The organism is Paenirhodobacter hankyongi, assembly GCF_003664585.1.
GTDB lineage: Bacteria > Pseudomonadota > Alphaproteobacteria > Rhodobacterales > Rhodobacteraceae > Rhodobacter > Rhodobacter hankyongi.
Genome location: NZ_RCHI01000001.1, coordinates 183,285 through 205,774, shown reverse-complemented (window position 1 = coordinate 205,774; position 22,490 = coordinate 183,285). Strand labels below are relative to the sequence as shown.

Sequence of the window (22,490 nt, the reverse complement as noted above, 5' to 3'; positions counted from 1 at the left end):
CCCGGACCCCGAGGTATTTCAGGCAAGATGAAGAGGCTTTCATCTTGCTCAAAATACCTCGGGGTGAATGGGCCGCAGGCCCAGAGGGGCAGCGCCCCTAGCCCTTGCGCAGCGACAGCGCGATGCCCCCCAGAACCAGCACCGCCGCCGCCCAGAAGCGCGGCCCCGGAACCTCGGCGAGCAATATGGCCCCGCCAAGCGCCGCCAGCACCGGCACGGAGAGCTGCGCGACGGCGGCAAGGCTTTTGGCAAGGTGCGGCACCACCGCATACCACAGTGCATAGCCAAGCCCCGAGGTGACCGCCCCCGAGACGAGCGCCGGCCAGATCCCCCAGGTGGGTGCCGGCACCGCGCCGCGCAGTGCGAGCCAGGCCAGCGCCGGCAGCAGCGCGAGCGAAAAGTTCACCGCCGTCGCGCCGAGCGGATCACGCGCCCGCCGGCCGTTCAGCGAATAGAGCCCCCAGCCGAGTCCGCCCGCCGCCATGAAGGCCGCGCCCAGCCGATCGACCGTGACACCGCCCGCGGGCGCCACCAGCACCGCAAGCCCGGCAAAGGCCACACCCGCCCCGATCAGCCGCCAGCGCCCGACCCGCTCACCGCCAATCAGCGCCGCCGCGAACATGGTGATCTGCACCGAGCCGAAGAGGATCAGCGCGCCGACGCCCGCGTCGATGCGACCGTTCGCCAGGGTGAAGCCGAGGATATAGAGAAAAAGCGTCGCCATCCCGGCGAGCGCCACCCGCGGCGGCAGGCGCAGCGCGGTACTGCCCCGCCGGGCGAGCGTCAGGGCGATCAGCACCCCTGCCCCCGCACCGAGCCGCACCACGCCCGCCAGCGCCGGATCGAGCCCCGCGACGCCGACCGCCATCCGGTTCAGCACCGAATTCGCCGCGAAGGCGATCATCACGAGGGTGGTGAGCAGGAACAGCCGCATCGCCCAAGGCTGCGCCGATCGTCGGCCCCGCGCAATCCGACCTTCGCGCAAGGAAAAGGCCCGGGGAAATCCCCGGGCCCATGGTCCGTCGCCTCGGCTGAGATCAGCTTTGCGAGTAGAAGCCTTCGTAGATCGGCACCAGCGTGTCGGTCTCGAACAGCGAGCTGACCGAGGTGCCCGACCAGGTGTTCAGGATCGCCTGGGCGAACATCGGCGCGGTCGGCACGATGCGGATGTTCGGGCAGGCAAGCGTCGCCGGCGTCGCCTGGATCGAGTCGGTGATGACAAGCGACTTCATCACCGAGTTGCGCACGCGCTCGACCGCCGGGCCCGACAGGACGCCATGGGTGATATAGGCATGAACCTCGGTCGCGCCGGCTTCCATCAGCACCTCGGCCGCCTTGCACAGCGTGCCCGCGGTGTCGCAGATGTCGTCGACGATGAAGCATTTCTTGCCGGTCACGTCGCCGATCACCGTCATGCCGGCAACCTCGCCCGCCTTCTCGCGGCGCTTGTCGACGATGGCGAGCGGCGCGCCGATGCGTTTTGCGAGCTCGCGGGCACGGGCCACGCCGCCGACGTCGGGCGAGATCACCATCACGTCGTCGAGCTGGCCCTTGAAGTTGTGCAGGATGTCGAGCGCGAAGACCGGCGAGGCATAGAGGTTGTCGACGGGAATGTCGAAGAAGCCCTGGATCTGCGCCGCGTGCAGGTCGAGCGTCAGGATCCGGTCGACGCCGGCCTCGGTCAGCAGGTTGGCGACCAGCTTGGCCGAGATCGGCGTGCGGGCCTTGGCGCGGCGGTCCTGACGGGCATAGCCGAAATAGGGGATCACGGCGGTGATGCGATCGGCCGAGGAGCGCTTCAGCGCGTCGGTCATGATCAGCAGTTCCATCAGGTTGTCATTCGCCGGGTTCGAGGTCGGCTGGATGATGTACATGTCCTCGCCGCGGACGTTCTCGTAGACCTCGACGAAGATCTCCTGATCGTTGAAGCGCTCGACCCGGGCGTCGACGAGGTTCACCGACATCCCCCGGTGCATCGACATCCGGCGCGCGATGGCTTGGGCGAGCGGCGTGTTGGCATTGCCAGCAATGAGTTTCGGTTCAGTCATGACGGGCATCAGCTACCTCTGGTCTGCGCCGGGAGCAGACCGGCGGATTCGCGAAGATTGCGCCTGCCTTAGCACCGGGCTAGCCTCCCCGCAAACGCCGCGCATGCCCCAAAGGAGCCCTGATGGCCCATATCGACTACTTTTTCTCGGTCTTCAGCCCCTGGACCTACCTTGCCGGGCTGCGACTCGAGGAAATCGCCGCCCGCCACGGGGCCGAGATCGCCTACAAGCCGCTTGACCTGCTTGGGCTCTTCGACCGCACGGGGGGCACCCGCCCCGCCGGCCGGCACCCGAACCGGCTCGCCTATCGCAGCCAGGAACTCACCCGCTGGTCGAAACGGCTCGGCCTGCCGCTGACGCTGGCGCCCGCGGGCTATCCGCCGAACCCGGCGCCCGCCTCTTACGCGGTGATCGCGGCGCAGGCGGCGGGCGGCGGCGATCTGGGCGGGCTCGTGCACGCGATCGGCCGCGCGCTCTGGGCCGAGGGGCGCAACATCGCCGAGGACGAGGTGCTGCGCGATCTTCTGACCGCGCATGGCTTCGATCCGAACCTCGTCACCACCGGTCTCTTCACCGGTGCGCTCGCCTACGAGCGCAACCTCGAGGAGGCGGTCGAGCGCGGCGTCTTCGGCTCGCCCTTCTACATCCTGCGCGAGACCGATGCGCGGTTCTGGGGCCAGGACCGGCTCGACTTCCTCGACGAGGAGCTGGGAGCGCTGTGATGGAAAAGGACATCCGCGAGGGCACCGGCATCAGCTGGCAGGTGTTCGGCACCGGCCCGCGCCCGGCGCTTGCCATCCACTGCATGCTCGGCACCTCGGACATGTGGGGGCCGCTGCTGGCGCCGCTCGCCGAGCTCTCGACCGTTGCCTTCGACCTGCCCGGCCATGGCAAGTCGGACCCGTGGGCGGCCGAGGGCGCGGCGCCCGGCGCCTATCAGACACTCGCCACCCGCATCGCCGCCTCCTTCATCGAGAGGCCCGTCGACCTGATCGGCCACAGCTTCGGCGCCTCGGTCGCGCTGCGCATTGCCGTGGCCGCCCCCGAGGCGGTGCGTTCGCTCACCCTGATCGAGCCGGTGCTCTTCGCCGCCGCGAAGGACAGCCCCGAATGGGCCGAGCTGCGCCCGCATCAGGACCACCTCGACACCCTCCTCGCCGAAGGCGCGCTGGAAGAGGCCGCGCGCCGCTTCGTGCGCGACTGGGGCGCGGGCGTGCCCTGGGACACGATCCCCGACCGCCACCGCGCCCGCTTCATCGCGCAGATGCCGATCGTGGCGAATGTCACCCCGTCGAATTTCGAGGACCCGGACCGGATCTGCCGCCCGGGCGGGATCGAGGCGATCGACGCGCCGGTGATGCTGATCCATGGCGATCAGAGCCCGCCGATCTCGGCGCGGGTCTGCGAGGCGCTGGCCGCGCGCATGGCCGATGTCGGCACGGCCTGCGTGCCGGGCGCGGGCCACATGCTGCCGCTCACCCACACGCGCCAGGTCACCGATCTGATCGCGCTGAACCTCGAGCGGAGCTAAGGCGCCCCTTCCGGGCCTTTCCCTGGGAAAATACTCCGGGGGGGCAGCGCCCCCCCCCCTGGCCTCAGCGCAGAAGCGAGAGGAACTCGTCGATCTCTTCCTCGGTCGTCGCCCAGCTGCACACCAGCCGCGCGGCAAGCGGCTCCTCGCCCGGGCCATCGAGCGACTGGTCGAAGGGCCACAGGTAATAGGCGGCGCCCGCCGCCTGCGCGCGGCGATGCGCGGCACGCGGAACGGCGGCAAAGACCGCGTTCGCCTCGGTCGGATGCACGAGGCTCGCCCCGGGCAAGGCCGCGATCCCCTCGGACAGCCGCGCCGCCATCGCATTCGCATGGGCGGCAAGATCGAGCCACAGCCCGCCCGCCAGATAGGCCAGCATCTGCGCCGCAAGGAAGCGGTGCTTCGAGAAGAGATGCCCCCCACGCTTGCGCCGCAGCTCGAAGTCGCGCGCGCGGGCGGGGTCGAACAGGATCACCGCCTCGACGCCCATGCAGCCGTTCTTCGTGCCGCCGAAGCTCAGCACATCGACACCCGCCTTCCAGGTCATCTCGGCCGGGCTCGCCCCGGTCGCGACCAGGGCATTGGCGAAACGCGCCCCGTCCATGTGCACCGGCAGGCCGAAATCGCGCGCGACCTCCGCCAGCGCCGTCACCTCGGCCACCGAATAGACGGTGCCCGCCTCGGTCGCATTGGTGATCGAGACCATGCCGCGCTGCAGGTTGTGGATGCCACCGCGGCCGGTATGGGCGATGGCGCGGCGCAGCGCCGCCGGGTCCATCTTCGCATGCGGCCCGTCGACCAGCGTCAGCTTGCCGCCGCCGATGAAGAATTCGGGCGCACCGCACTCGTCTTCCTCGATATGGGCGGTGCGGTGGCAGAAGACCGTCTCCCAGGGCGCGCAGAACATCGCACAGGACAGCGCATTCGCCACCGTCCCCGTCGCCACCAGATAGACCGCGGCCTGCGGCGCCTCGAAGATCTCGCGCAGCCGCACCGTCACCGCCTCGGTCAGCGCATCGGCGCCATAGGAGGGCACGTTGCCGGCATTCGCGGCCTCGAGCGCCGCCATGATTTGCGGAGCCACCCCCGCGGTGTTGTCAGAGGCGAAATGCATCACGGTTCCTCGATGATGAACTGGTCCCACAGATCCTCGGGCACCTCGGTTTCCGACACCGTCCGCCCACGCACCGAGACCCCCGCCTCGTGCACGGTCTCATGCGAGCCCGAGATCAGGTAGTGCCAGGGTTCGAGCGGCTTGCCCTCGAAGCGTAGCCGATAGGCGCAGGTCGCGGGCATCCAGTAGGCGATCTTGCGGATCGACTTCGGCGTCAGCAGCACGCATTCGGGCACGTATTGGTGGCGCGTTTCATAGCGGGTGCAGCGGCAGGTCTCGTCATCGAGCAGCCGGCAGGCGACGCGGGTGAATTCAAGCTCCCCCGTGTCCTCGTATTCGAGTTTGTTGAGACAGCAGCGGCCGCAGCCGTCGCACAGCGCTTCCCATTCCGCGGGCGTCAGCTTCGCGAGCGGCAGGGTCCAGAATTCGGGGCGAAGATCGGTCATCGGCGCACCCTGCCGCAAACTGGGGCCAAGGGGAAGGGGGGGCCGCGTCACGCCCCCGAGAGGATCATCCGCGCCTGCGCGCAATCGGCCTTCATCTGGTCGACAAGCGCATCGAGGCTCGAGAAGCGCAGCTCGGGGCGCAGATACTCGACCAGCGCCACCGACACGTCGGCGCCGTAAAGATCGCCCTTGAAGTCGAAGACATAGGTCTCGAGATTGGGGGTGTTCTCGCCGAACATCGGCCGCACGCCCAGGCTTGCCGCGCCCTCGTAGCTGCCCGCATGCGGGCCCTTGAGCACGTCGAACTTCACCGCATAGACGCCAAGCCGCGGCAGGTGCAGCCCGGCGACGCTCATGTTCGCGGTCGGAAAGCCCAGATCGCGGCCGCGCTTGTCGCCGTGCAGGACCGGCCCCTCGATGCGGTGCAGGTGACCGAGCATCGCCGCGGCATCGCGCGGGCGGCCCTCGGCCAGGGCCTTTCGGATCGCGGTCGAGGAGATCTCGACGCCCTCGAGATGCAGCAGCGGCGCCACCGTCACCTCGAAGCCGAAGCGGCGGCCAAGCTCGATCAGCGTCGCGGTGTCGCCCTCGCGCGCCTTGCCGAAGCGGAAGTCACCGCCCACGGCGACATGGCGCACGCCCAGCCCCTCGGCCAGCACGTCGCGGGCAAAGGCCTCGGCGCTCATCCCGGCAAGGGCGCGATCGAAGGGAAGCTGGAACAGCCGCTCGACGCCGAGCTTCGCCAGCCGGTGCGCCCGCGCCTCGGCATTCATCAGCCGGAAGGGCGGCGCCTCGGGGGCGAAGACCTGCCGCGGGTGCGGTTCGAAGGTGACGATGCCAAGCGGGCCCTTGCCGCGCGCGAGATCGATCACCGACTGGTGGCCGAGATGGATCCCGTCGAAATTTCCCATCGCGACCGAGGCGCCGCGAAACGCCTCGGGCACATCCTGCCAGTGGGTGAACGTCTGCATCTTCCCCGTCTTCCGGCGCCGTGGCCGGCGCGTCTCAGTTCCGCGAGGGCGCCAGAACCAGCGCTTCGCCCTTGATGACGGTGGTATCGCCCACAGAGCAGGTGGTTTCAAGGGTGACACGACGACGGGCGTGGTCGATCGCCACCACCTTGACCTCGGCGACCACCTCGTCGCCCGGACGCACCGGCGCGAGGAACTTCAGCGACTGGCCGAGGTAGATCGTGCCATGGCCCGGCAGCTGCTCGCCGATCACCGCCGAGATCAGCCCGGCCGACAGCATGCCATGCGCGATGCGGCCCTTGAACATGGTCTTCGCGGCATAATCGGCATCGAGGTGCACCGGGTTGTGGTCGGTCGAGACCTCGGCGAACATCTCGATGTCCTTGTCGGTGATGACCTTGCTGAGCGAACGGCTCATGCCGATTTCAAGGTCTTCCAGATAGATCGTGCCGGGGGTGAAGTCGTTCGCCATTGTCGCTGTCCTGCCGCGGTTCATGTTGCACTGCGGCATAACACTCCCGCCCCTCGCACGCAAGTCATTGCGCAACTTCCGTGCCAAAATGAGACAGGTTGCGCAAGAAAATTGCAGAATTGAGATGAGGCACCCCGGCAGCACGCCGGGGCGCGAAGCACCTCAGCGCAGACGGCCGATGGCGAATTGCGGCGCCTGCTGGCGCGCGGCAAGCCAGGTGTCGAGCAGCTCGGCATCCGGAGACTCGATATCGGGACCGAACTGGTCGGCCGCAAGCCCGCCGGTGACGAAAAGCACGTCGATGCCCTCGCCCGCGGCGCCTGCGACATCGGTGTTGACGCCATCGCCGATCGCCAGGAGGCGCGCATCCTCGGCGACGCCGAGCGCGGCCAGACGGCGGCGTGCAAGGTCATAGATCGGCGGATGCGGCTTGCCGAAATAGAGCGCCTCGCCGCCCATGTCCTCGTAAAGCGCCGCCAGCGCGCCGGCGCAGTAGATCCGCGTCTCGCCCATGTCGACGACGATGTCGGGGTTGGCGCAGAGCATCGGCAGGCCGCGGGTCTTGGCCAGCAGGAATCGCGGCCGGTAATCCTCGGGCACCTCGTTCATCTCGTCGAAGGGGCCGGTGCAGACGATGCCCTCGGCTTCGGCAAGCGACACGCGCTCGACGCCGGGCTGGCCCTGCCAGGCCTCGGGCACCTCCTCGAAGAAGCCGTTGTCCTTCTCCGGCCCGAGATGCCAGACCTTGCGACCGACGGCGCCGGCGAACATCGCGTCCTGCGCCGCATCGCCCGAGCTGACGACCAGATCCCAGGCATCGCGCGGCACGCCGAGCCGGTCGAGCGTGGCGATCACGTATTTCGCCGGCCGCGGCGCATTCGTCAGCAGCACCACACGGCCGCCCTTGGCGCGGAAGTCCTGCAGCGCGGCAACGGCCGCCGGGAAGGGCGCGACGCCGTTGTGCAGACAGCCCCAGAGGTCGCAGAAAAGCGCGTCATAGGGCGCCGAGATCTCGGCCAGGGATTGCACGATACGGGTCATCACAGCCTCAAATCCTTGATGCGGCGCGCTGCCGCCCCGCCGCGTTGTCCTACAGGCGCTATATGACACGCCCGCGACGGAAGGCAAACCCGCCCCGGGCGCTTTCCGTTCCCCTCAAAACGACAGCGGAGCGGAGGTTTCCCCCCGCCCCGCAAGCTTGCCCTGTGCGAAGGATCAGACCTTCAGCGCCGGGATGATCTGCTTCTTGCGCGACATGACGCCCGGCAGGACGACGGTGTCGCCCTCGACGGTGCAGCCGAACGACGCCTCGGCGATCTTCTTCACCAGATCGTTCGGCACCAGCAGCGTGGCTTCCTCGTTCAGGATGTCGATGACGAAGAGCAGGACCTGATCGGCACCGTCTTCCTTCGCCACGTCCACCATCGAGGCCATCAGGCTGTCCTTGCGGTCAAGGAGCAGCTTCGGCGCGGTGGTCTCGAGGACCGAGACGCGCAGCTCGGTGCCGTCGACGTTGTATTCCTTCGAGTCCATGCGCAGCAGCGCGGCGTCGGAGAAGGCCGAGACGTCCGATTTCGCCTCGAACATCGCCGAGGCGAGCTCGTTGATGTTCACGCCCAGATCGGCGGCCAGCTTCTCGGCAACGGCCTTGTCGTGGTCGGTGGTGGTGGGCGAGCGGAACTCGAGCGTGTCCGACAGGATGCACGACAGCATCGCGCCCTTGATCGCCTTCGGCGCCTTTTCGACGGCCTCGCCCATCAGGTCGTGCATGATGGTGGCGGTGCAGGCGAGCGGGCGGATGGTGATGTCGATCGGGCCCTTGGTCTCGATCCCGCCGACCAGCTTGTGGTGGTCGATGATCGCGGTGATGTCGGCCTTGTTGATGCCCTCGGGCAGCTCGGCCGGGTTGTTGGTGTCGACGATGACGACCTTCTCGCCCGGCTCGACGCCGGCGATGATCGCGGGCTTCGGCAGATCCCAGTGCTTCAGCACGAAGGCGGCCTCGGTGTTGGGCTCGCCCAGCAGCGCGGGCTCGGCAGCCACGCCCTTCACTTCGGTCAGATACCAGGCCCAGACGATGGGCGAGCCGGTCGAGTCGGTGTCGGGAGATTTATGGCCGAAAACCTTGATGGTCATGGATTCCTCGGGGTCTGAAGCGATGTCGCGCGGGTTATACGGAAAGCCGGGTCGGTTGTCACGCCTTGCGCGGGAAGCTTCGGCGCTAACAGGCGCGCTTTCCCGCAGCATGCACGCCCTGCCCTGCCGGATGCTCCGGATCGCCGCGGTGCAGCGGAAATTTTCGGCAATCGGGGTGTTGACAGGCCCGGGGGGGCGTGACTAACTCCCGCCTCGTTAGCACTCGCCAGCGCTGAGTGCTAAAAGCTTTCAACCTGGAACCTTAGGGAGTGACCCAGATGGCATTCAAACCGCTTCATGACCGCGTGCTGGTCAAGCGCGTGCAGAGCGAAGAAAAGACCAAGGGCGGGCTGATCATTCCGGATTCGGCGAAAGAAAAGCCGGCCGAAGGCGAAGTCGTCGCCGTGGGCGAAGGCGCGCGCAAGGACTCGGGCGAGCTGATCGCGCCGTCGGTCAAGGTCGGCGACCGCGTCCTGTTCGGCAAGTGGTCGGGCACCGAAGTGACCCTCGACGGCACCGAAATGCTGATCATGAAAGAATCCGACATCATGGGGATCATCGCCTGAGGCCCATCCGCCCACGCGATCCCCTGATCTCAACGCTATTCTGAAGGAGCCAAACAATGGCAGCCAAGGACGTCAAGTTCTCGACCGATGCCCGCGACCGCATGCTGAAGGGTGTGAACATCCTCGCGGACGCCGTGAAGGTCACTCTCGGCCCGAAAGGCCGCAACGTCGTCATCGAGAAGTCGTTCGGTGCGCCCCGCATCACCAAGGACGGTGTCTCGGTCGCGAAGGAAATCGAGCTCTCGGACAAGTTCGAGAACATGGGTGCGCAGCTGGTGAAAGAAGTCGCCGCCCGCACCAATGACGAAGCCGGCGACGGCACCACCACCGCCACCGTGCTCGCCCAGGCGATCATCAAGGAAGGCCTGAAGTCGGTCGCCGCCGGCCTCAACCCGATGGACCTGAAGCGCGGCATCGACCTTGCCACCGCGAAGGTCGTCGAAGCGATCAAGGCCGCCTCGCGCCCGGTCGCCGACAGCGACGAAGTCGCCCAGGTCGGCACGATCTCGGCGAACGGCGAAGCCCAGATCGGCCGCTTCATCGCTGACGCGATGCAGAAGGTCGGCAACGAGGGTGTCATCACCGTCGAAGAAAACAAGGGCATGGAGACCGAAGTCGAAGTCGTCGAAGGCATGCAGTTCGACCGCGGCTACCTCTCGCCCTACTTCGTCACCAACCCCGACAAGATGATCGCGGATCTCGACGATGCGCTGATCCTGCTGCACGAGAAGAAGCTCTCGTCGCTGCAGCCGATGGTTCCCCTGCTGGAAGCCGTGATCCAGTCGCAGAAGCCGCTCCTCATCATCGCCGAGGACGTGGAAGGCGAAGCGCTGGCCACCCTCGTGGTCAACAAGCTGCGTGGCGGCCTGAAGATCGCCGCCGTCAAGGCTCCGGGCTTCGGTGACCGTCGCAAGGCCATGCTGCAGGACATCGCGATCCTGACCGGCGGCCAGGTGATCTCGGAAGACCTCGGCATGAAGCTCGAGAACGTCGGCATCGACATGCTCGGCAAGGCGAAGAAGGTGTCGATCTCGAAAGAGAACACCACCATCGTCGACGGCGCCGGCGACAAGGCCGAGATCGAGGCGCGCGTCGCCCAGATCCGCACCCAGATCGAGGAAACCACCTCGGACTACGACCGCGAGAAGCTGCAGGAACGTGTGGCCAAGCTCGCTGGCGGCGTCGCTGTCATCCGCGTCGGCGGCATGACCGAGGTCGAAGTGAAAGAGCGCAAGGACCGCGTCGATGACGCGCTGAACGCGACCCGTGCGGCCGTTCAGGAAGGCATCATCGTCGGCGGCGGTGTCGCCCTCGTGCAGGCCACCAAGACGCTCGACGGGCTGAAGGGCGCCAACGCCGATCAGGACGTCGGCATCTCGATCATCCGTCGCGCCCTCGAAGCGCCGCTGCGTCAGATCTCGGAGAACTCGGGCGTCGACGGCGCCGTGGTCGCCGGCAAGATCCGCGACTCGGAATCGCTCTCGTTCGGCTTCAACGCGCAGACCGAAGAATATGGCGACATGTTCAAGTTCGGCGTGATCGACCCGGCCAAGGTGACCCGCACCGCGCTCGAGAACGCGGCTTCGGTTGCCGGCCTGCTGATCACCACCGAGGCGATGATCGCCGAGAAGCCCGAGCCCAAGGCTCCGGCTGGCGGCATGCCCGACATGGGCGGCATGGGCGGCATGATGTAATCACGCCTTCCCTTGCGGGAAACGGAAGGGCGCCCCTCGGGGCGCCCTTTTGCTGTCCGGCTGCCGGAAAAAGGGGGCGCGCCCCCGCCGCCCTTGCGGGCCTCTCCCCCCGGGATATTTGCCGCAATTGGACGTGTGCGGGGCGCTTTGCACGGCGGCCTGGAGCGACGGCTTGCGGGAACGCGGCGCTCCCCTGCCCTGCCCCTCAGTAGACCTCCCAGTCGTCCTCGTGTCCGACACCGCCGATCGCCATCCAGTCCGCCCGCACCCGCGCCACGCGGGTGTCGCCCCAGGTGCGGAACACAATGACGAAGCCCTCGGACGTCACCATGTCGGCCGAGATGTCCATCCGGCCGTTGTGCTTCTGGTCGATGTCCCACATCGACAGCGAGACCTGCACCGCAGGTGTTTCCCGGAAGGGCTCGCGGAAGGTGACGATGCGGCGCAGCTCGCGCGGGCCCTCGCCGGTCCACATCACCCCGCCGTCCTGAAAATCGGAAAACAGCACCAGCGACCCCTGGGCAATCCCCACCCGGTGCGACGCGATCTTCAACATGCCTCAATCTCCGGCTTTTCCGAAGGTCTACGACGCCTCGGGAAAAGAAAAAAGCCCCGGGGTTTCCCCCGGGGCCTTCGATCTTGCGGCACCGCCCCTCAGAGGGTCATGTGCGTGCCAAGGGCTTCCATGTCGGCGAGCACCTTCATCGCGGCATCGACGAGCGAGGGCGCAGCCTCCTCGACGGCCTTGCGGGCCTCGGCCACCATCTCGGCGTGCACGTCGGGCGTCAGTTCCGCCTTCGGCATGCCGCGCTCGGCCAGAACGATCACGCTTTCGGGCGTGATCTCGGCAAAGCCGCCGGTCACCGCGTATTCCGCGGTCCCTGCAGCACTGACCACGGTCAGGATCCCCGGCCGCAGCGTGGTGATCAGGGGCGCATGCCCCGGCATCGCGGACAGGTCGCCATCGGCGCCCGGGATCCGCACCTCGGTCACCGGAGCGGAAGCAAGCTTCCGCTCGGGTGCGACGAGGTCGAACTGCATCGTATCGGCCATGGGTTATCCCCCTTACGCCGCAGCAGCGAGTTTCGCGGCCTTGGCGATCACTTCGTCGATGCCACCCACCATGTAGAAGGCAGCTTCCGGCAGGTGGTCGTATTCACCGGCCACCACCGCCTTGAACGACTTGATGGTGTCCTCGAGCGGAACCTGCTTGCCGTCGGCGCCGGTGAAGACCTTCGCCACGTCGAACGGCTGGCTGAGGAAGCGCTGGATCTTCCGGGCGCGGGCCACGGTCAGCTTGTCCTCTTCCGACAGTTCGTCCATGCCGAGGATAGCGATGATGTCCTGCAGCGACTTGTAGCGCTGCAGCATGCCCTGCACGTCACGGGCGACCTGGTAGTGCTCTTCGCCGACGATCTGCGGATCGAGGATACGCGAGGTCGAGTCGAGCGGGTCCACGGCCGGGTAGATGCCGAGTTCCGAGATCGCACGCGACAGAACCGTGGTGGCGTCGAGGTGGGCGAACGAGGTCGCCGGCGCCGGGTCGGTAAGGTCGTCGGCCGGAACGTAGATCGCCTGCACCGAGGTGATCGAGCCCGCCTTGGTCGAGGTGATGCGTTCCTGCAGCGCGCCCATGTCGGTCGCGAGCGTCGGCTGATAGCCCACGGCCGAAGGGATACGGCCGAGCAGCGCCGACACTTCCGAACCCGCCTGGGTGAAGCGGAAGATGTTGTCGACGAAGAACAGCACGTCCGAACCCGACTGGTCGCGGAACTGTTCGGCCAGCGTCAGGCCCGAGAGGGCGACGCGCATACGGGCCCCCGGAGGCTCGTTCATCTGGCCATAGACCAGCGCCACCTTCGATTCCTCGAGGTTGTCGAGGTTGATGACGCCCGACTCGATCATCTCGTGATAGAGGTCGTTGCCTTCACGGGTCCGTTCACCCACGCCGGCGAACACGGAGAAGCCCGAGTGCACCTTCGCGATGTTGTTGATCAGTTCCATGATCAGAACGGTCTTGCCCACGCCGGCGCCGCCGAACAGGCCGATCTTGCCGCCCTTCGAGTAGGGGGCGAGCAGGTCGATGACCTTGATGCCGGTGACGAGGATTTCCGACGCGGTCGACTGCGCCGCGAAATCCGGGGCCGGCTGGTGGATGGCGCGGTATTCGGCCGCTTCGACCGGGCCGCGTTCGTCCACCGGCGCGCCGATGACGTTCAGGATGCGGCCGAGCGTCGCGTTGCCGACCGGCACCGAGATCGGCGAGCCGGTGTCGACGACTTCAGCGCCGCGCACGAGGCCTTCGGTGGCGTCCATCGCGATCGCGCGGACGGTGTTCTCGCCGAGGTGCTGGGCGACTTCGAGCACCAGCTTCTTGCCGTTGTTGGTGGTCTCGAGCGCGTTCAGAATTGCGGGCAGGCCGCCTTCGAACTGCACGTCGACGACGGCGCCGATGACCTGGGTCACTTTGCCTTTGCTTGCCATTGTCTATCTCCGGTTCCGTCAGAGCGCCTCGGCGCCCGAAATGATTTCGATGAGCTCTTTGGTGATCGCGGCCTGGCGCGAGCGGTTGTACTCGATCGTCAGCTTGTCGATCATGTCGCCCGCGTTGCGGGTGGCGTTGTCCATCGCCGACATCTGGGCGCCGTTGAACGAGGCGTTGTTCTCGAGCAGCGCCGAGAAGATCGCCGTCGAGACACCGCGCGGCAGCAGGTCGTGGAGGATCGCCTCCTCGCTCGGCTCGTAGTCGAAGAGCGCCGAGGAGCCATGCCCCTCGCTTTCTTCGAACTGGGCCGGGATCACCTGTTTCGCCGTCGGCACCTGCGAGATCACGCTCTCGAAGACCGAGTAGAAGATCGTCGCGACATCGAATTCGCCGGCGTCGAAGCGGGCGAGAATGTCACGGCCGATCCCGCGGGCGGTGAGATAGGTGAGTTTCTTCACCTCGCTCAGGTCCACGTGCCCGACGAAATACTGGCCATAGTCGCGGCGCAGCGCGTCGCGGCCCTTCTTGCCGACGGTCAGGATCTTCACCGTCTTGCCGGCAGCCAGCAGTTCGTCCGCCCGGTGCCGCGCAAGCTTGGCGATGTTGGCGTTGAAGCCACCGCAAAGCCCGCGTTCGCCGGTCATCACCACCAGGAGGTGGGTCTGGTCAGAGCCCGTCCCGGCCAGAAGCCGGGGCGCAGAGGCAGAGCCGCCGACCGAAGCCGCAAGGCTGGTCATCACGGCGTTCATCCGCTCGGCATAGGGCCGGGCGTGTTCGGCGGCTTCCTGGGCGCGACGGAGCTTTGCCGCCGCGACCATCTGCATCGCCTTCGTGATCTTACGAGTGTTCTTGACACTCGCGATCCGGTTCTTGAGGTCCTTAAGGCTGGGCATGTCCCTGTCCTTTCAGGCGGGTCAAGCGAAAGTCTTGGCGAATTCTGCGATCGCGGCTTTCAGCTTGGCTTCGGCATCGCCCTTGATCTTCGGATCTTCGTTGGTGATCCAGTCAAGGACATCCTTGCGGTTCGAGCGCAGGTAGCTCAGCAGCCCCTTCTCGAAGCGGTCGACTTCCTTCACCGGCACGGTGTCGAGGAAGCCGTTGGTGCCCGCGAAGATGACCGCGACGATTTCCGCGTTGGTCAGCGGCGAGTACTGCGGCTGCTTCATCAGCTCGGTCAGGCGCGCACCGCGGTTCAGCAGCTTCTGCGTGGCGGCGTCGAGGTCCGAGCCGAACTGCGCGAAGGCGGCCATTTCGCGATACTGCGCGAGTTCCAGCTTCACCGGACCGGCGACCGACTTCATCGAGTTGGTCTGGGCCGAGGAGCCGACGCGCGACACCGAGAGACCGGTGTTCACGGCCGGGCGGATGCCCTGGTAGAACAGCTCGGTTTCGAGGAAGATCTGGCCGTCGGTGATCGAGATCACGTTGGTCGGGATGTAGGCCGACACGTCGCCCGCCTGGGTCTCGATGATCGGCAGAGCGGTCAGCGAGCCGAGGCCGTAGTCCTCGTTCAGCTTGGCCGAACGTTCCAGCAGACGCGAGTGCAGGTAGAACACGTCGCCCGGATAGGCTTCACGCCCCGGGGGACGACGCAGCAGCAGCGACATCTGGCGATAGGACACGGCCTGCTTCGACAGGTCATCATAGATGATCAGCGCGTGCTGGCCGTTGTCGCGGAAGTATTCCGCCATCGCGGTCGCCGAGTAGGGGGCGAGGAACTGCATCGGCGCCGGGTCCGAGGCGGTCGCTGCGATCACGGTGGTGTATTCCATCGCGCCCGATTCCTCGAGCTTCTTCACCAGCTGCGCCACGGTCGAGCGCTTCTGGCCGACGGCGACGTAGAAGCAGTGCAGCTTGTTCGAGGGGTTGGCCTCGTTGTACGACTTCTGGTTCAGGATGGTGTCGAGCGCGATCGCGGTCTTGCCGGTCTGACGGTCGCCGATGATCAGCTCGCGCTGGCCACGGCCGATCGGGATCATCGCGTCGACCGATTTCAGGCCGGTCGCCATCGGTTCGTGCACCGATTTGCGCGGGATGATGCCCGGAGCCTTCACGTCGGCGATGCGACGCTCGACATAGGTCACCGGACCCTTGCCGTCGATCGGGTTGCCGAGGGCGTCAACGACGCGACCGAGCAGGCCCGGGCCGGTGGGCACGTCCACGATCGCGTTGGTGCGCTTGACGACATCGCCTTCCTTGATGTCGCGGTCGGAGCCGAAGATCACGATACCGACGTTGTCGACCTCGAGGTTCAGCGCCATCCCGCGGATGCCGCCGGGGAACTCGACCATTTCGCCCGCCTGGACGTTGTCGAGCCCGTGCACGCGGGCGATACCGTCGCCCACCGAGAGCACGCGGCCGACTTCGGCCATCTGGGCGTCCTGCCCGAAGTTCTTGATCTGCTCCTTGAGGATCGCAGAGATCTCAGCTGCTTGGATGCCCATTATCCGACCTCTTTCATGGTGTTCTGGAGAGAAGCGAGCTTCGAGCGGATCGAGGTGTCGATCATGCGCGAGCCCAGCCTGACAATCATTCCGCCGATCAGGCTGTCATCGACGGCGACATTGAGCTTGACGGTCTTGCCCGTCTTTTCCCGCAGCGTGGCGGCCAGCTTGGCGGCCTGCTCGTCGCTGAGGGGCGCGGCGGCGGTGACCTCGGCGGTCACTTCGCCCTTCGCCGTGGCAATCGCCTCGGCCAGCGCCTTGAGAAGCTGCGGCAGCGCGAACAGGCGACGCTTGGACGCCATCAGCGCAAGCCCCTGCGCCATCGGCGCCGAGAGGCCCATGCGCGCGGCCACCGAGGCGATCGCCTTGCCCTGATCGTCGCGGCTGTAGAGCGGCGAGGAAATCAGGTCGCGCAGCTCGGCCGAGGCGGCCAGAGCCGCACCGAGCGCACCGACATCGGCCTCGAGGGCATCAACGCCCCCGGCATCCCGTGCGAGTTCGAAGATGGCCGTGGCATAGCGCCCGGCGATGGCTGCGGAAATCGAAGCTGGTTCGGACACGTCCACCCTTCCGATGCTCTTGCCCCCGCGCGTCCGATCCGATCGCACCGACCGGGCCGGGCCGGAGGCTCCCTTCGGCGTTCGGGTTCCCGCCCAGACGCCGCATTCGGGACCGCGTGTAGCAGAGCCATCCCCCCCTCGCAACCGTCTTGCACAAGAGAATGTGAGGTGCGCGAAAGGAATTCGGCCAGGGGCGGAACTGTTAGCGCAAGCCGACCGGAAGTTGTGGCGCTAACACGATGCTGCAATGCAGAATCCCACTTTTGCGTGGGGTGCCGGGCGGGGCGGTTCGTGGCATGATTCCCCTGCGGCAGGGGCCGCCCCGGGCCACGGCCTCAGACCGGATCGGCCATCGGCTTCGCCGCCCCTTCCAGGATCGACAGCGGCTTGCGCACCGCGGCGCCAAGCCCCGGCCGGCGCGGCGAATGCACCTGTTTCGACAGCTCGAGAAACAGCACGCCCGCGGCAAGGAAGCCCGACACCCGCGCCCCCATCCGCTCCCACATCGCGGCCGAGCGCAGCCAGAACCGGCGGTGCGAGGGCGGGATGTAGAGGGCCGCGGCGTGGCGTTCGGGCACGAATCCGGCGCGCCGCGCCTGCATGTCGAGCTGGGCAAGCGTGTAGGGCCGGCCAAAGCCGAAGGGGGTGGTCTCGCGCGGCGCCCAGAGGCCCGAGCGGTTCGGCACGATCAGCATCGCCCGCCCGCCGGGGCCGAGCACCCGCCAGCATTCCTCGAGCAGCGCATCGGGGTTGTCCGAGACCTCGAGCCCGTGCAGCACGACGAGCCGGTCGACCATGCCGGTCTCGAGCGGCCAGCGCGTCTCCTCGCACAGCACCGAGACATTGGGCATCCCCGCGGGCCAGGGCATCACCCCCTGCGCCGCGGGCATCAGCCCGATCACCCGCCGCGCCGGCGCGAGATAGGGCCGCAGCAGCGGCACCGCAAAGCCATAGCCCGCCACGGTCAGCCCCGCCATCTCGGCCGAGGTCGCGGGCCAGAGCTCGAGCAGACGGTCGCGCACCGCGCGCTGCGCCGCACGGCCAAGCTGGGTGCGATAGTAGAAATTGCGCAGGTCGAGCACGTCGAGGTGCATTGCGTGCGGTCCCTCCCCGGGCGTAACTGGGGGCCACAATAGCGAATGCGACACGAAAAGCCATGACCCTCGAATTGCTGATCGTCCCCTGTCTTGCCGACAATTACGCCTATCTGCTGCACGATGCCGGCAGCGACACGACCGCGGTCGTCGACGTGCCCGAGGCGGCGCCGGTGCAGCAGCTGCTGGCCGAGCGCGGCTGGCGGCTCGACACGATCGTGCTCACCCACCACCACTCCGATCACATCGCCGGGGTGCCGGCGCTCGCGGCCGCGACCGGGGCGGCGGTGATCGGCGCCGAGGCCGATGCGCACCGGCTGCCGCCGCTGACCCGGGCCGTGCATCCGGGCCAGGTGATCGAGGTCGCGGGCCACCGCACCGAGATCCTCGATGCCGCGGGCCACACGCTCGGCCACATCGCCTTTCACATGCCGCGGGCGGGGCTCCTGTTCTCGGGCGACAGCCTGATGAGCTGGGGCTGCGGGCGGCTGTTCGAGGGCAGCCCGGCGCAGATGCTGGCGACGCTGACCCGGATGGCGGCGCTTCCGGGCGACACGCTGATCTGCTCGGGCCACGAATACACCGAAGCGAACGGCCGCTTCGCGCTGAGCCTCGAGCCCGAGGCCCCTGCCCTGCGCGCGCGGATGGCCGAGGTGAAGGCGCTGCGCGCCGAGGGGCGGCCGACGGTGCCGGCCCGGCTGGATCTGGAACTGGCGACGAACCCGTTCCTGCGCGGCGCCGATCCGGCGCTGAAACGCGCCCTCGGCCTGCCGCCCGAGGCAAGCGCGCTTGACACCTTCACCGAGGCGCGGGCGCGCAAGGACCGGTTCTGAGCGATCCGCGGGCCGCTCAGCGCGGCCCGTCGCCGTCCTTGCCGGCGGCGCCCGCGGGCCGGTCGTCCGCAGGGCTGTCCTCGAACAGCGCCTCGGCCTCGGCCACCGCCGCCACCTCCTGTGCCGCCGCCGCACGCCCTGCCGCCCCGGCCGCCCGCGCCGCACGCAGCGCATCGGCCACGAAGAGCCGCGACAGGGTGGCATAGAGCGGCTCGGGCGAGATGAAGCGCGAGGTGCCATAGCCGAGCATCGCCGCCGCCATCACCGGCACGATGATGTCGTGGTTGCCGGTCATCTCAATGATGATGACAAACGCCGTCATCGGCGCCTGCGTCACCCCGGCGAAATAGCCCGCCATGCCAAGGATCGCGGCCAGGCCCACCTCGCTCGACAGCACCAGCGCCACGGTGGCGCCCAGCCCCGCGCCGACCGAGAGCGAGGGCGCGAAGAGCCCCCCCGGAATCCCCGAGACGGTGGCGGCCAGCGTCGAGACGAGCTTTGCCAGGAAATAGCTGGGCGGCGGCGCCTGCCCCTCGATCGCGGCGCGGGCGACGTCATAGCCCGTGCCCCAGGTCAGCCCGTCATAGGAGACGCCCGCGACCGCGGTGACGATGCCCGCGACGAGCGCCACCAGCACCGCCTTGCGCCCCGCACTGACCACGCGCAAGCGCCGCAGCCAGCGGGTGATGAAGATCACAGCGCGGCTGAAGATCGCCCCGACGACGCCCCCGACGAGACCGCAGGCCAGCACCAGCAGCCCGTCGCGCCAGCCGCTCGCCAGCGCGTCGGACTGGCCGAAATAGGTGTAGTTGCCGAGAATGCCGAGCGAGGAGAGACCGGCGATGATGACGGTGATTAGCACCACGCCGTTCGTGCGCGCCTTGTAGGCGCGGCTCATTTCCTCGATCGCGAAGACGATGCCCGCGACCGGGGTGTTGAAGGCCGCCGCGATGCCCGCGGCCGAGCCCGCAAGGATCAGCCCGCGCCCCGCCGGGATGCCGCCGAAACGCCCCGCCGCCATCATGATCGAGGCGCCGACCTGCACCGTCGGCCCCTCGCGCCCGATCGAGGCGCCGCAGAACAGGCCGGCCACGGTCAGCACCACCTTGCCCACGGCGATCTTCAGGCTCAGCATCGCGCCGCGGTCGGGCAGATCGCGCAGCACCCGCGCCGCCATCGCCTGCGGAATGCCCGAGCCCTGCGAATTCGGGATCCAGCTCCGCGCCGCCCAGGCACAGGCGACGAAGCCGAGCGGGGTGAGGATCAGCGGCGCAAGGCGGAACTCGTCGGTTCCGGCAAAGGCCGCGAAGGTCTTCTGCGCGAAGTCGGCGGCAATTGCGAAACCCGCGCTGATCGCACCGATCGCCAGCGCACCGATCCAGAACACGAAGCGCGACTTCCAAAGCCGTGTCGAGTTCATCGCCCGCGAGCGACGCCACATCGCCAGACGCGAGATCCGGAAGGAGGCCATCGTTCTTTCCGTCATTTCCCTAACGAGAGGCCCTTCCAATGACCCCTTCCCCACCCTATTTCAACCCGGAACTGGTCCCGACGCGGGATTTTCACCCCCGGTCACGCCCTCTGCGGACGGCGGGGCGCCTGCCCTCGGGGCGGGAAAACGGGCAGAGGTTCTGTTCACTTTTCGGGCAGAGCGGAAACAGTGAGTGATTTTTACGCAAAGAGGGCTTGAAGCGCGGCCGTTTCCGCCGAACTCTAGTCCTATCGGACCAGCACAGGGCCCAGGCCCCGCACCCCAGGAAAGGAGCACCAAATGCCGTCGTTCTCGACCACGCTCGAACAAGCCATCCACGGGGCCCTCGCGCTGGCAAATTCGCACAAGCACGAGCTTGCAACGCTCGAACACCTGCTGCTCGCGCTGATCGACGAGCCCGACGCCAGCCGCGTGATGCGCGCCTGCGGCGTCGATCTCGACGAGCTGCGCCAGACCCTGAACGAATTCATCGAAGACGACCTGTCGACCCTGATCACCGAGGTCGAGGGCTCGGAGGCCGTGCCCACGGCCGCTTTCCAGCGCGTGATCCAGCGCGCCGCGATCCATGTGCAAAGCTCGGGACGCACCGAGGTGACGGGGGCGAATGTGCTCGTCGCGATCTTCGCCGAGCGCGAGAGCAACGCCGCCTTCTTCCTGCAGGAGCAGGACATGACCCGCTATGACGCGGTCAACTTCATCGCCCATGGCGTCGCCAAGGACCCCGCCTTCGGCGAGGCGCGCCCGGTCGTCGGCGCCGAGGACGAGCAGAAGGCCGAGGCGGCCCAGCCCGGCGAGGCGAAGGAATCGGCGCTGGCGAAATACTGCGTCAACCTGAACCAGAAGTCGCAAAAGGGCGACATCGACCCGCTGATCGGCCGCGAGGAAGAGGTCGAGCGCGCGATCCAGGTGCTGTGCCGCCGGCGCAAGAACAACCCGCTGCTGGTGGGCGACCCCGGTGTCGGCAAGACCGCCATCGCCGAGGGCCTCGCGCTCAAGATCACCCGTGGCGAGACGCCCGAGATCCTGTCGAAGGCGACGATCTTCTCGCTCGACATGGGCGCGCTCCTGGCCGGCACCCGCTATCGCGGCGATTTCGAGGAACGGCTGAAGGCGGTGGTGAAGGAACTCGAGGACCATCCCGACGCGATCCTCTTCATCGACGAGATCCACACGGTGATCGGCGCCGGCGCCACCTCGGGCGGGGCGATGGATGCCTCGAACCTGCTGAAACCGGCGCTGGCCGGCGGCAAGCTGCGCTGCATGGGCTCGACCACCTACAAGGAGTTCCGCCAGCACTTCGAGAAGGACCGCGCGCTCTCCCGCCGGTTCCAGAAGATCGACGTGAACGAGCCCACGGTGCAGGATTCGGTGAAGATCCTGATGGGGCTGAAGCCCTATTTCGAGAAGCATCACGACATCCGCTATACCAACGACGCGATCAAGGCGGCGGTGGAGCTGTCGGCGCGCTACATCCATGACCGCAAGCTGCCCGACAAGGCGATCGACGTGATCGACGAGGCCGGCGCCGCCCAGCATCTGCTGAGCGAGAGCAAGCGGCGCAAGACGCTGGGCCCGAAGGAGATCGAGGCGGTGGTGGCGAAGATCGCCCGGATCCCGCCGAAGACCGTCTCGAAGGGCGATGCCGAGGTGCTGCGCGATCTGGAAAAGACGCTCAAGCGCGTGGTCTTCGGTCAAGACAAGGCGATCGAGGTGCTGGCCTCGGCGATCAAGCTCAGCCGCGCCGGCCTGCGCGAGCCGGAAAAGCCGATCGGCAACTACCTGTTCGCGGGTCCGACCGGCGTCGGCAAGACCGAGGTGGCGAAGCAGCTGGCCGATACGCTCGGCGTGGAACTGCTGCGCTTCGACATGTCGGAATACATGGAGAAGCACGCGGTCAGCCGGCTGATCGGTGCGCCTCCGGGCTATGTCGGCTTCGATCAGGGCGGCATGCTGACCGATGGCGTCGACCAGCACCCGCATTGCGTGCTGCTGCTCGACGAGATCGAGAAGGCGCATCCGGATGTCTACAACATCCTCTTGCAGGTGATGGACCACGGCAAGCTGACCGACCACAACGGCCGGACGGTGGACTTCCGCAACGTGATCCTGATCATGACCTCGAACGCGGGCGCCTCGGAACAGGCGAAGGCGGCGATCGGCTTCGGCCGCGACCGGCGCGAGGGCGAGGACACGGCGGCGATCGAGCGCACCTTCACGCCCGAGTTCCGCAACCGTCTCGATGCCGTGGTCAGCTTCGCGCCGCTGTCGCGTGACGTGATCTTGCAGGTTGTCGACAAGTTCGTGCTGCAGCTCGAGGCGCAGCTGATCGACCGCAACGTGCATATCGAGCTGAGCCCCGAGGCGGCGAACTGGCTCGCCGAGCGCGGCTATGACGACAAGATGGGGGCGCGTCCGCTCGGCCGCGTGATCCAGGAATACATCAAGAAGCCGCTCGCCGAGGAACTGCTCTTCGGCAAGCTGACCAAGGGCGGCATGGTCTTCATCGGGGTCAAGGACGACGCCATCGTCCTCGACGTCGAGGAGCCCGGCAAGCCGCGCCTGACCGGCGAGGCGAAACCGCGCCTGCTGCCCGCCGGCTGATCC

22 protein-coding genes are annotated in these 22,490 nt (G+C 67.5%); 6 read left to right on the top strand and 16 right to left on the bottom strand.

Annotation, left to right across the window (positions count from 1 at the left end):
• Window positions 1-97 precede the first annotated feature (97 nt).
• On the bottom strand, window positions 98-934 hold the full coding sequence (locus tag DYS74_RS00940) for a DMT family transporter (protein WP_121530283.1): 837 nt from the start codon (window positions 932-934) through the stop codon (window positions 98-100).
• 103 nt (window positions 935-1,037) lie between these two features.
• On the bottom strand, window positions 1,038-2,057 hold the full coding sequence (locus DYS74_RS00935) for a ribose-phosphate pyrophosphokinase (protein ID WP_121530282.1): 1,020 nt from the start codon (window positions 2,055-2,057) through the stop codon (window positions 1,038-1,040).
• Window positions 2,058-2,170: 113 nt separating this feature from the next.
• Here DYS74_RS00935 and DYS74_RS00930 point away from each other — a divergent pair, with 113 nt between their 5' ends.
• Entirely contained in the window at window positions 2,171-2,770 is a 600-nt protein-coding gene (locus tag DYS74_RS00930) for a 2-hydroxychromene-2-carboxylate isomerase (protein WP_121530281.1), read from the top strand.
• Window positions 2,770-3,579: an alpha/beta fold hydrolase gene (locus DYS74_RS00925; RefSeq protein WP_121530280.1), complete on the top strand. Its 810-nt coding sequence runs from the start codon at window positions 2,770-2,772 to the stop codon at window positions 3,577-3,579. Before DYS74_RS00930 ends, DYS74_RS00925 begins: the two co-directional genes overlap by 1 nt.
• Before the next feature lie 64 nt (window positions 3,580-3,643).
• Here the strand turns inward: DYS74_RS00925 and DYS74_RS00920 are convergent, their stop codons facing one another.
• The 6 genes from DYS74_RS00920 to DYS74_RS00895 all read right to left on the bottom strand — a co-directional run bounded on the left by DYS74_RS00920 (window position 3,644) and on the right by DYS74_RS00895 (window position 8,718).
• The gene (locus DYS74_RS00920; protein WP_121530279.1) at window positions 3,644-4,693 is read right to left on the bottom strand and encodes a threonine aldolase family protein; all 1,050 of its coding nucleotides are present in this window, start codon (window positions 4,691-4,693) and stop codon (window positions 3,644-3,646) included.
• Window positions 4,693-5,139: a YcgN family cysteine cluster protein gene (locus DYS74_RS00915; RefSeq protein WP_121530278.1), complete on the bottom strand. Its 447-nt coding sequence runs from the start codon at window positions 5,137-5,139 to the stop codon at window positions 4,693-4,695. Before DYS74_RS00915 ends, DYS74_RS00920 begins: the two co-directional genes overlap by 1 nt.
• A gap of 47 nt (window positions 5,140-5,186) precedes the next feature.
• On the bottom strand, window positions 5,187-6,110 hold the full coding sequence (locus DYS74_RS00910; protein ID WP_121530277.1) for a bifunctional riboflavin kinase/FAD synthetase: 924 nt from the start codon (window positions 6,108-6,110) through the stop codon (window positions 5,187-5,189).
• Window positions 6,111-6,144: 34 nt separating this feature from the next.
• The gene (locus DYS74_RS00905) at window positions 6,145-6,582 is read right to left on the bottom strand and encodes a MaoC family dehydratase (RefSeq protein WP_121530276.1); all 438 of its coding nucleotides are present in this window, start codon (window positions 6,580-6,582) and stop codon (window positions 6,145-6,147) included.
• Window positions 6,583-6,744: 162 nt separating this feature from the next.
• Window positions 6,745-7,623 (bottom strand): TIGR01459 family HAD-type hydrolase, encoded by an 879-nt coding sequence (locus DYS74_RS00900; protein ID WP_121530275.1) that lies wholly within the window; start codon window positions 7,621-7,623, stop codon window positions 6,745-6,747.
• A 174-nt stretch (window positions 7,624-7,797) separates the two neighbouring features.
• Window positions 7,798-8,718: a manganese-dependent inorganic pyrophosphatase gene (locus tag DYS74_RS00895; protein WP_121530274.1), complete on the bottom strand. Its 921-nt coding sequence runs from the start codon at window positions 8,716-8,718 to the stop codon at window positions 7,798-7,800.
• Between the two features lie 278 nt (window positions 8,719-8,996).
• Between DYS74_RS00895 and groES the strand changes: the two genes are divergently transcribed.
• Window positions 8,997-9,284: a co-chaperone GroES gene (gene groES, locus DYS74_RS00890; RefSeq protein ID WP_121530273.1), complete on the top strand. Its 288-nt coding sequence runs from the start codon at window positions 8,997-8,999 to the stop codon at window positions 9,282-9,284.
• 56 nt (window positions 9,285-9,340) lie between these two features.
• Entirely contained in the window at window positions 9,341-10,978 is a 1,638-nt protein-coding gene (groL, locus tag DYS74_RS00885; protein WP_121530272.1) for a chaperonin GroEL, read from the top strand.
• Window positions 10,979-11,183: 205 nt separating this feature from the next.
• On the opposite strand, the gene DYS74_RS00880 is transcribed toward groL, so the two are convergent.
• From DYS74_RS00880 to DYS74_RS00850, 7 genes are all read right to left on the bottom strand, one after another.
• On the bottom strand, window positions 11,184-11,534 hold the full coding sequence (locus tag DYS74_RS00880) for an H-type lectin domain-containing protein (RefSeq protein WP_121530271.1): 351 nt from the start codon (window positions 11,532-11,534) through the stop codon (window positions 11,184-11,186).
• Window positions 11,535-11,632: 98 nt separating this feature from the next.
• A complete protein-coding gene (locus DYS74_RS00875) occupies window positions 11,633-12,031 on the bottom strand; it encodes a F0F1 ATP synthase subunit epsilon (protein ID WP_113899264.1) in 399 nt (132 codons plus the stop codon).
• Between the two features lie 12 nt (window positions 12,032-12,043).
• Window positions 12,044-13,462: a F0F1 ATP synthase subunit beta gene (gene atpD / locus DYS74_RS00870; protein ID WP_121530270.1), complete on the bottom strand. Its 1,419-nt coding sequence runs from the start codon at window positions 13,460-13,462 to the stop codon at window positions 12,044-12,046.
• An 18-nt stretch (window positions 13,463-13,480) separates the two neighbouring features.
• Window positions 13,481-14,356 carry a F0F1 ATP synthase subunit gamma gene (locus tag DYS74_RS00865; protein ID WP_121530269.1) on the bottom strand — a complete coding sequence of 292 codons (876 nt, stop codon included), beginning with the start codon at window positions 14,354-14,356 and terminating at the stop codon, window positions 13,481-13,483.
• A 21-nt stretch (window positions 14,357-14,377) separates the two neighbouring features.
• A complete protein-coding gene (atpA, locus tag DYS74_RS00860; protein WP_121530268.1) occupies window positions 14,378-15,907 on the bottom strand; it encodes a F0F1 ATP synthase subunit alpha in 1,530 nt (509 codons plus the stop codon).
• Window positions 15,907-16,467 carry a F0F1 ATP synthase subunit delta gene (locus DYS74_RS00855; protein WP_121530467.1) on the bottom strand — a complete coding sequence of 187 codons (561 nt, stop codon included), beginning with the start codon at window positions 16,465-16,467 and terminating at the stop codon, window positions 15,907-15,909. Before DYS74_RS00855 ends, atpA begins: the two co-directional genes overlap by 1 nt.
• 335 nt (window positions 16,468-16,802) lie before the next feature.
• Window positions 16,803-17,561 (bottom strand): methyltransferase domain-containing protein, encoded by a 759-nt coding sequence (locus DYS74_RS00850; RefSeq protein ID WP_121530267.1) that lies wholly within the window; start codon window positions 17,559-17,561, stop codon window positions 16,803-16,805.
• Window positions 17,562-17,623: 62 nt separating this feature from the next.
• Here DYS74_RS00850 and gloB point away from each other — a divergent pair, with 62 nt between their 5' ends.
• Window positions 17,624-18,394, top strand: a complete 771-nt coding sequence (gloB, locus tag DYS74_RS00845; RefSeq protein WP_121530266.1) for a hydroxyacylglutathione hydrolase — start codon at window positions 17,624-17,626, stop codon at window positions 18,392-18,394.
• A 16-nt stretch (window positions 18,395-18,410) separates the two neighbouring features.
• Here the strand turns inward: gloB and DYS74_RS00840 are convergent, their stop codons facing one another.
• Window positions 18,411-19,865 (bottom strand): chloride channel protein, encoded by a 1,455-nt coding sequence (locus DYS74_RS00840; protein ID WP_121530265.1) that lies wholly within the window; start codon window positions 19,863-19,865, stop codon window positions 18,411-18,413.
• 300 nt (window positions 19,866-20,165) lie between these two features.
• Between DYS74_RS00840 and clpA the strand changes: the two genes are divergently transcribed.
• Window positions 20,166-22,487 carry an ATP-dependent Clp protease ATP-binding subunit ClpA gene (gene clpA / locus DYS74_RS00835; RefSeq protein ID WP_121530264.1) on the top strand — a complete coding sequence of 774 codons (2,322 nt, stop codon included), beginning with the start codon at window positions 20,166-20,168 and terminating at the stop codon, window positions 22,485-22,487.
• Window positions 22,488-22,490: the final 3 nt, after the last annotated feature.

Coding starts and splice junctions, on each gene's coding strand:
- atpA (WP_121530268.1), bottom strand. CDS start 15,907: ATGGGCATCCAAGCAGCTGAGATCTCTGCGATCCTCAAGGAGCAGATC.
- gloB (WP_121530266.1), top strand. CDS start 17,624: ATGACCCTCGAATTGCTGATCGTCCCCTGTCTTGCCGACAATTACGCC.
- DYS74_RS00840 (WP_121530265.1), bottom strand. CDS start 19,865: ATGGCCTCCTTCCGGATCTCGCGTCTGGCGATGTGGCGTCGCTCGCGG.
- DYS74_RS00900 (WP_121530275.1), bottom strand. CDS start 7,623: ATGACCCGTATCGTGCAATCCCTGGCCGAGATCTCGGCGCCCTATGAC.
- DYS74_RS00905 (WP_121530276.1), bottom strand. CDS start 6,582: ATGGCGAACGACTTCACCCCCGGCACGATCTATCTGGAAGACCTTGAA.
- DYS74_RS00940 (WP_121530283.1), bottom strand. CDS start 934: ATGCGGCTGTTCCTGCTCACCACCCTCGTGATGATCGCCTTCGCGGCG.
- groL (WP_121530272.1), top strand. CDS start 9,341: ATGGCAGCCAAGGACGTCAAGTTCTCGACCGATGCCCGCGACCGCATG.
- DYS74_RS00920 (WP_121530279.1), bottom strand. CDS start 4,693: ATGCATTTCGCCTCTGACAACACCGCGGGGGTGGCTCCGCAAATCATG.
- DYS74_RS00935 (WP_121530282.1), bottom strand. CDS start 2,057: ATGCCCGTCATGACTGAACCGAAACTCATTGCTGGCAATGCCAACACG.
- clpA (WP_121530264.1), top strand. CDS start 20,166: ATGCCGTCGTTCTCGACCACGCTCGAACAAGCCATCCACGGGGCCCTC.
- DYS74_RS00925 (WP_121530280.1), top strand. CDS start 2,770: ATGGAAAAGGACATCCGCGAGGGCACCGGCATCAGCTGGCAGGTGTTC.
- DYS74_RS00910 (WP_121530277.1), bottom strand. CDS start 6,110: ATGCAGACGTTCACCCACTGGCAGGATGTGCCCGAGGCGTTTCGCGGC.
- DYS74_RS00850 (WP_121530267.1), bottom strand. CDS start 17,561: ATGCACCTCGACGTGCTCGACCTGCGCAATTTCTACTATCGCACCCAG.
- DYS74_RS00880 (WP_121530271.1), bottom strand. CDS start 11,534: ATGTTGAAGATCGCGTCGCACCGGGTGGGGATTGCCCAGGGGTCGCTG.
- DYS74_RS00930 (WP_121530281.1), top strand. CDS start 2,171: ATGGCCCATATCGACTACTTTTTCTCGGTCTTCAGCCCCTGGACCTAC.
- DYS74_RS00915 (WP_121530278.1), bottom strand. CDS start 5,139: ATGACCGATCTTCGCCCCGAATTCTGGACCCTGCCGCTCGCGAAGCTG.
- groES (WP_121530273.1), top strand. CDS start 8,997: ATGGCATTCAAACCGCTTCATGACCGCGTGCTGGTCAAGCGCGTGCAG.
- atpD (WP_121530270.1), bottom strand. CDS start 13,462: ATGGCAAGCAAAGGCAAAGTGACCCAGGTCATCGGCGCCGTCGTCGAC.
- DYS74_RS00895 (WP_121530274.1), bottom strand. CDS start 8,718: ATGACCATCAAGGTTTTCGGCCATAAATCTCCCGACACCGACTCGACC.
- DYS74_RS00865 (WP_121530269.1), bottom strand. CDS start 14,356: ATGCCCAGCCTTAAGGACCTCAAGAACCGGATCGCGAGTGTCAAGAAC.
- DYS74_RS00875 (WP_113899264.1), bottom strand. CDS start 12,031: ATGGCCGATACGATGCAGTTCGACCTCGTCGCACCCGAGCGGAAGCTT.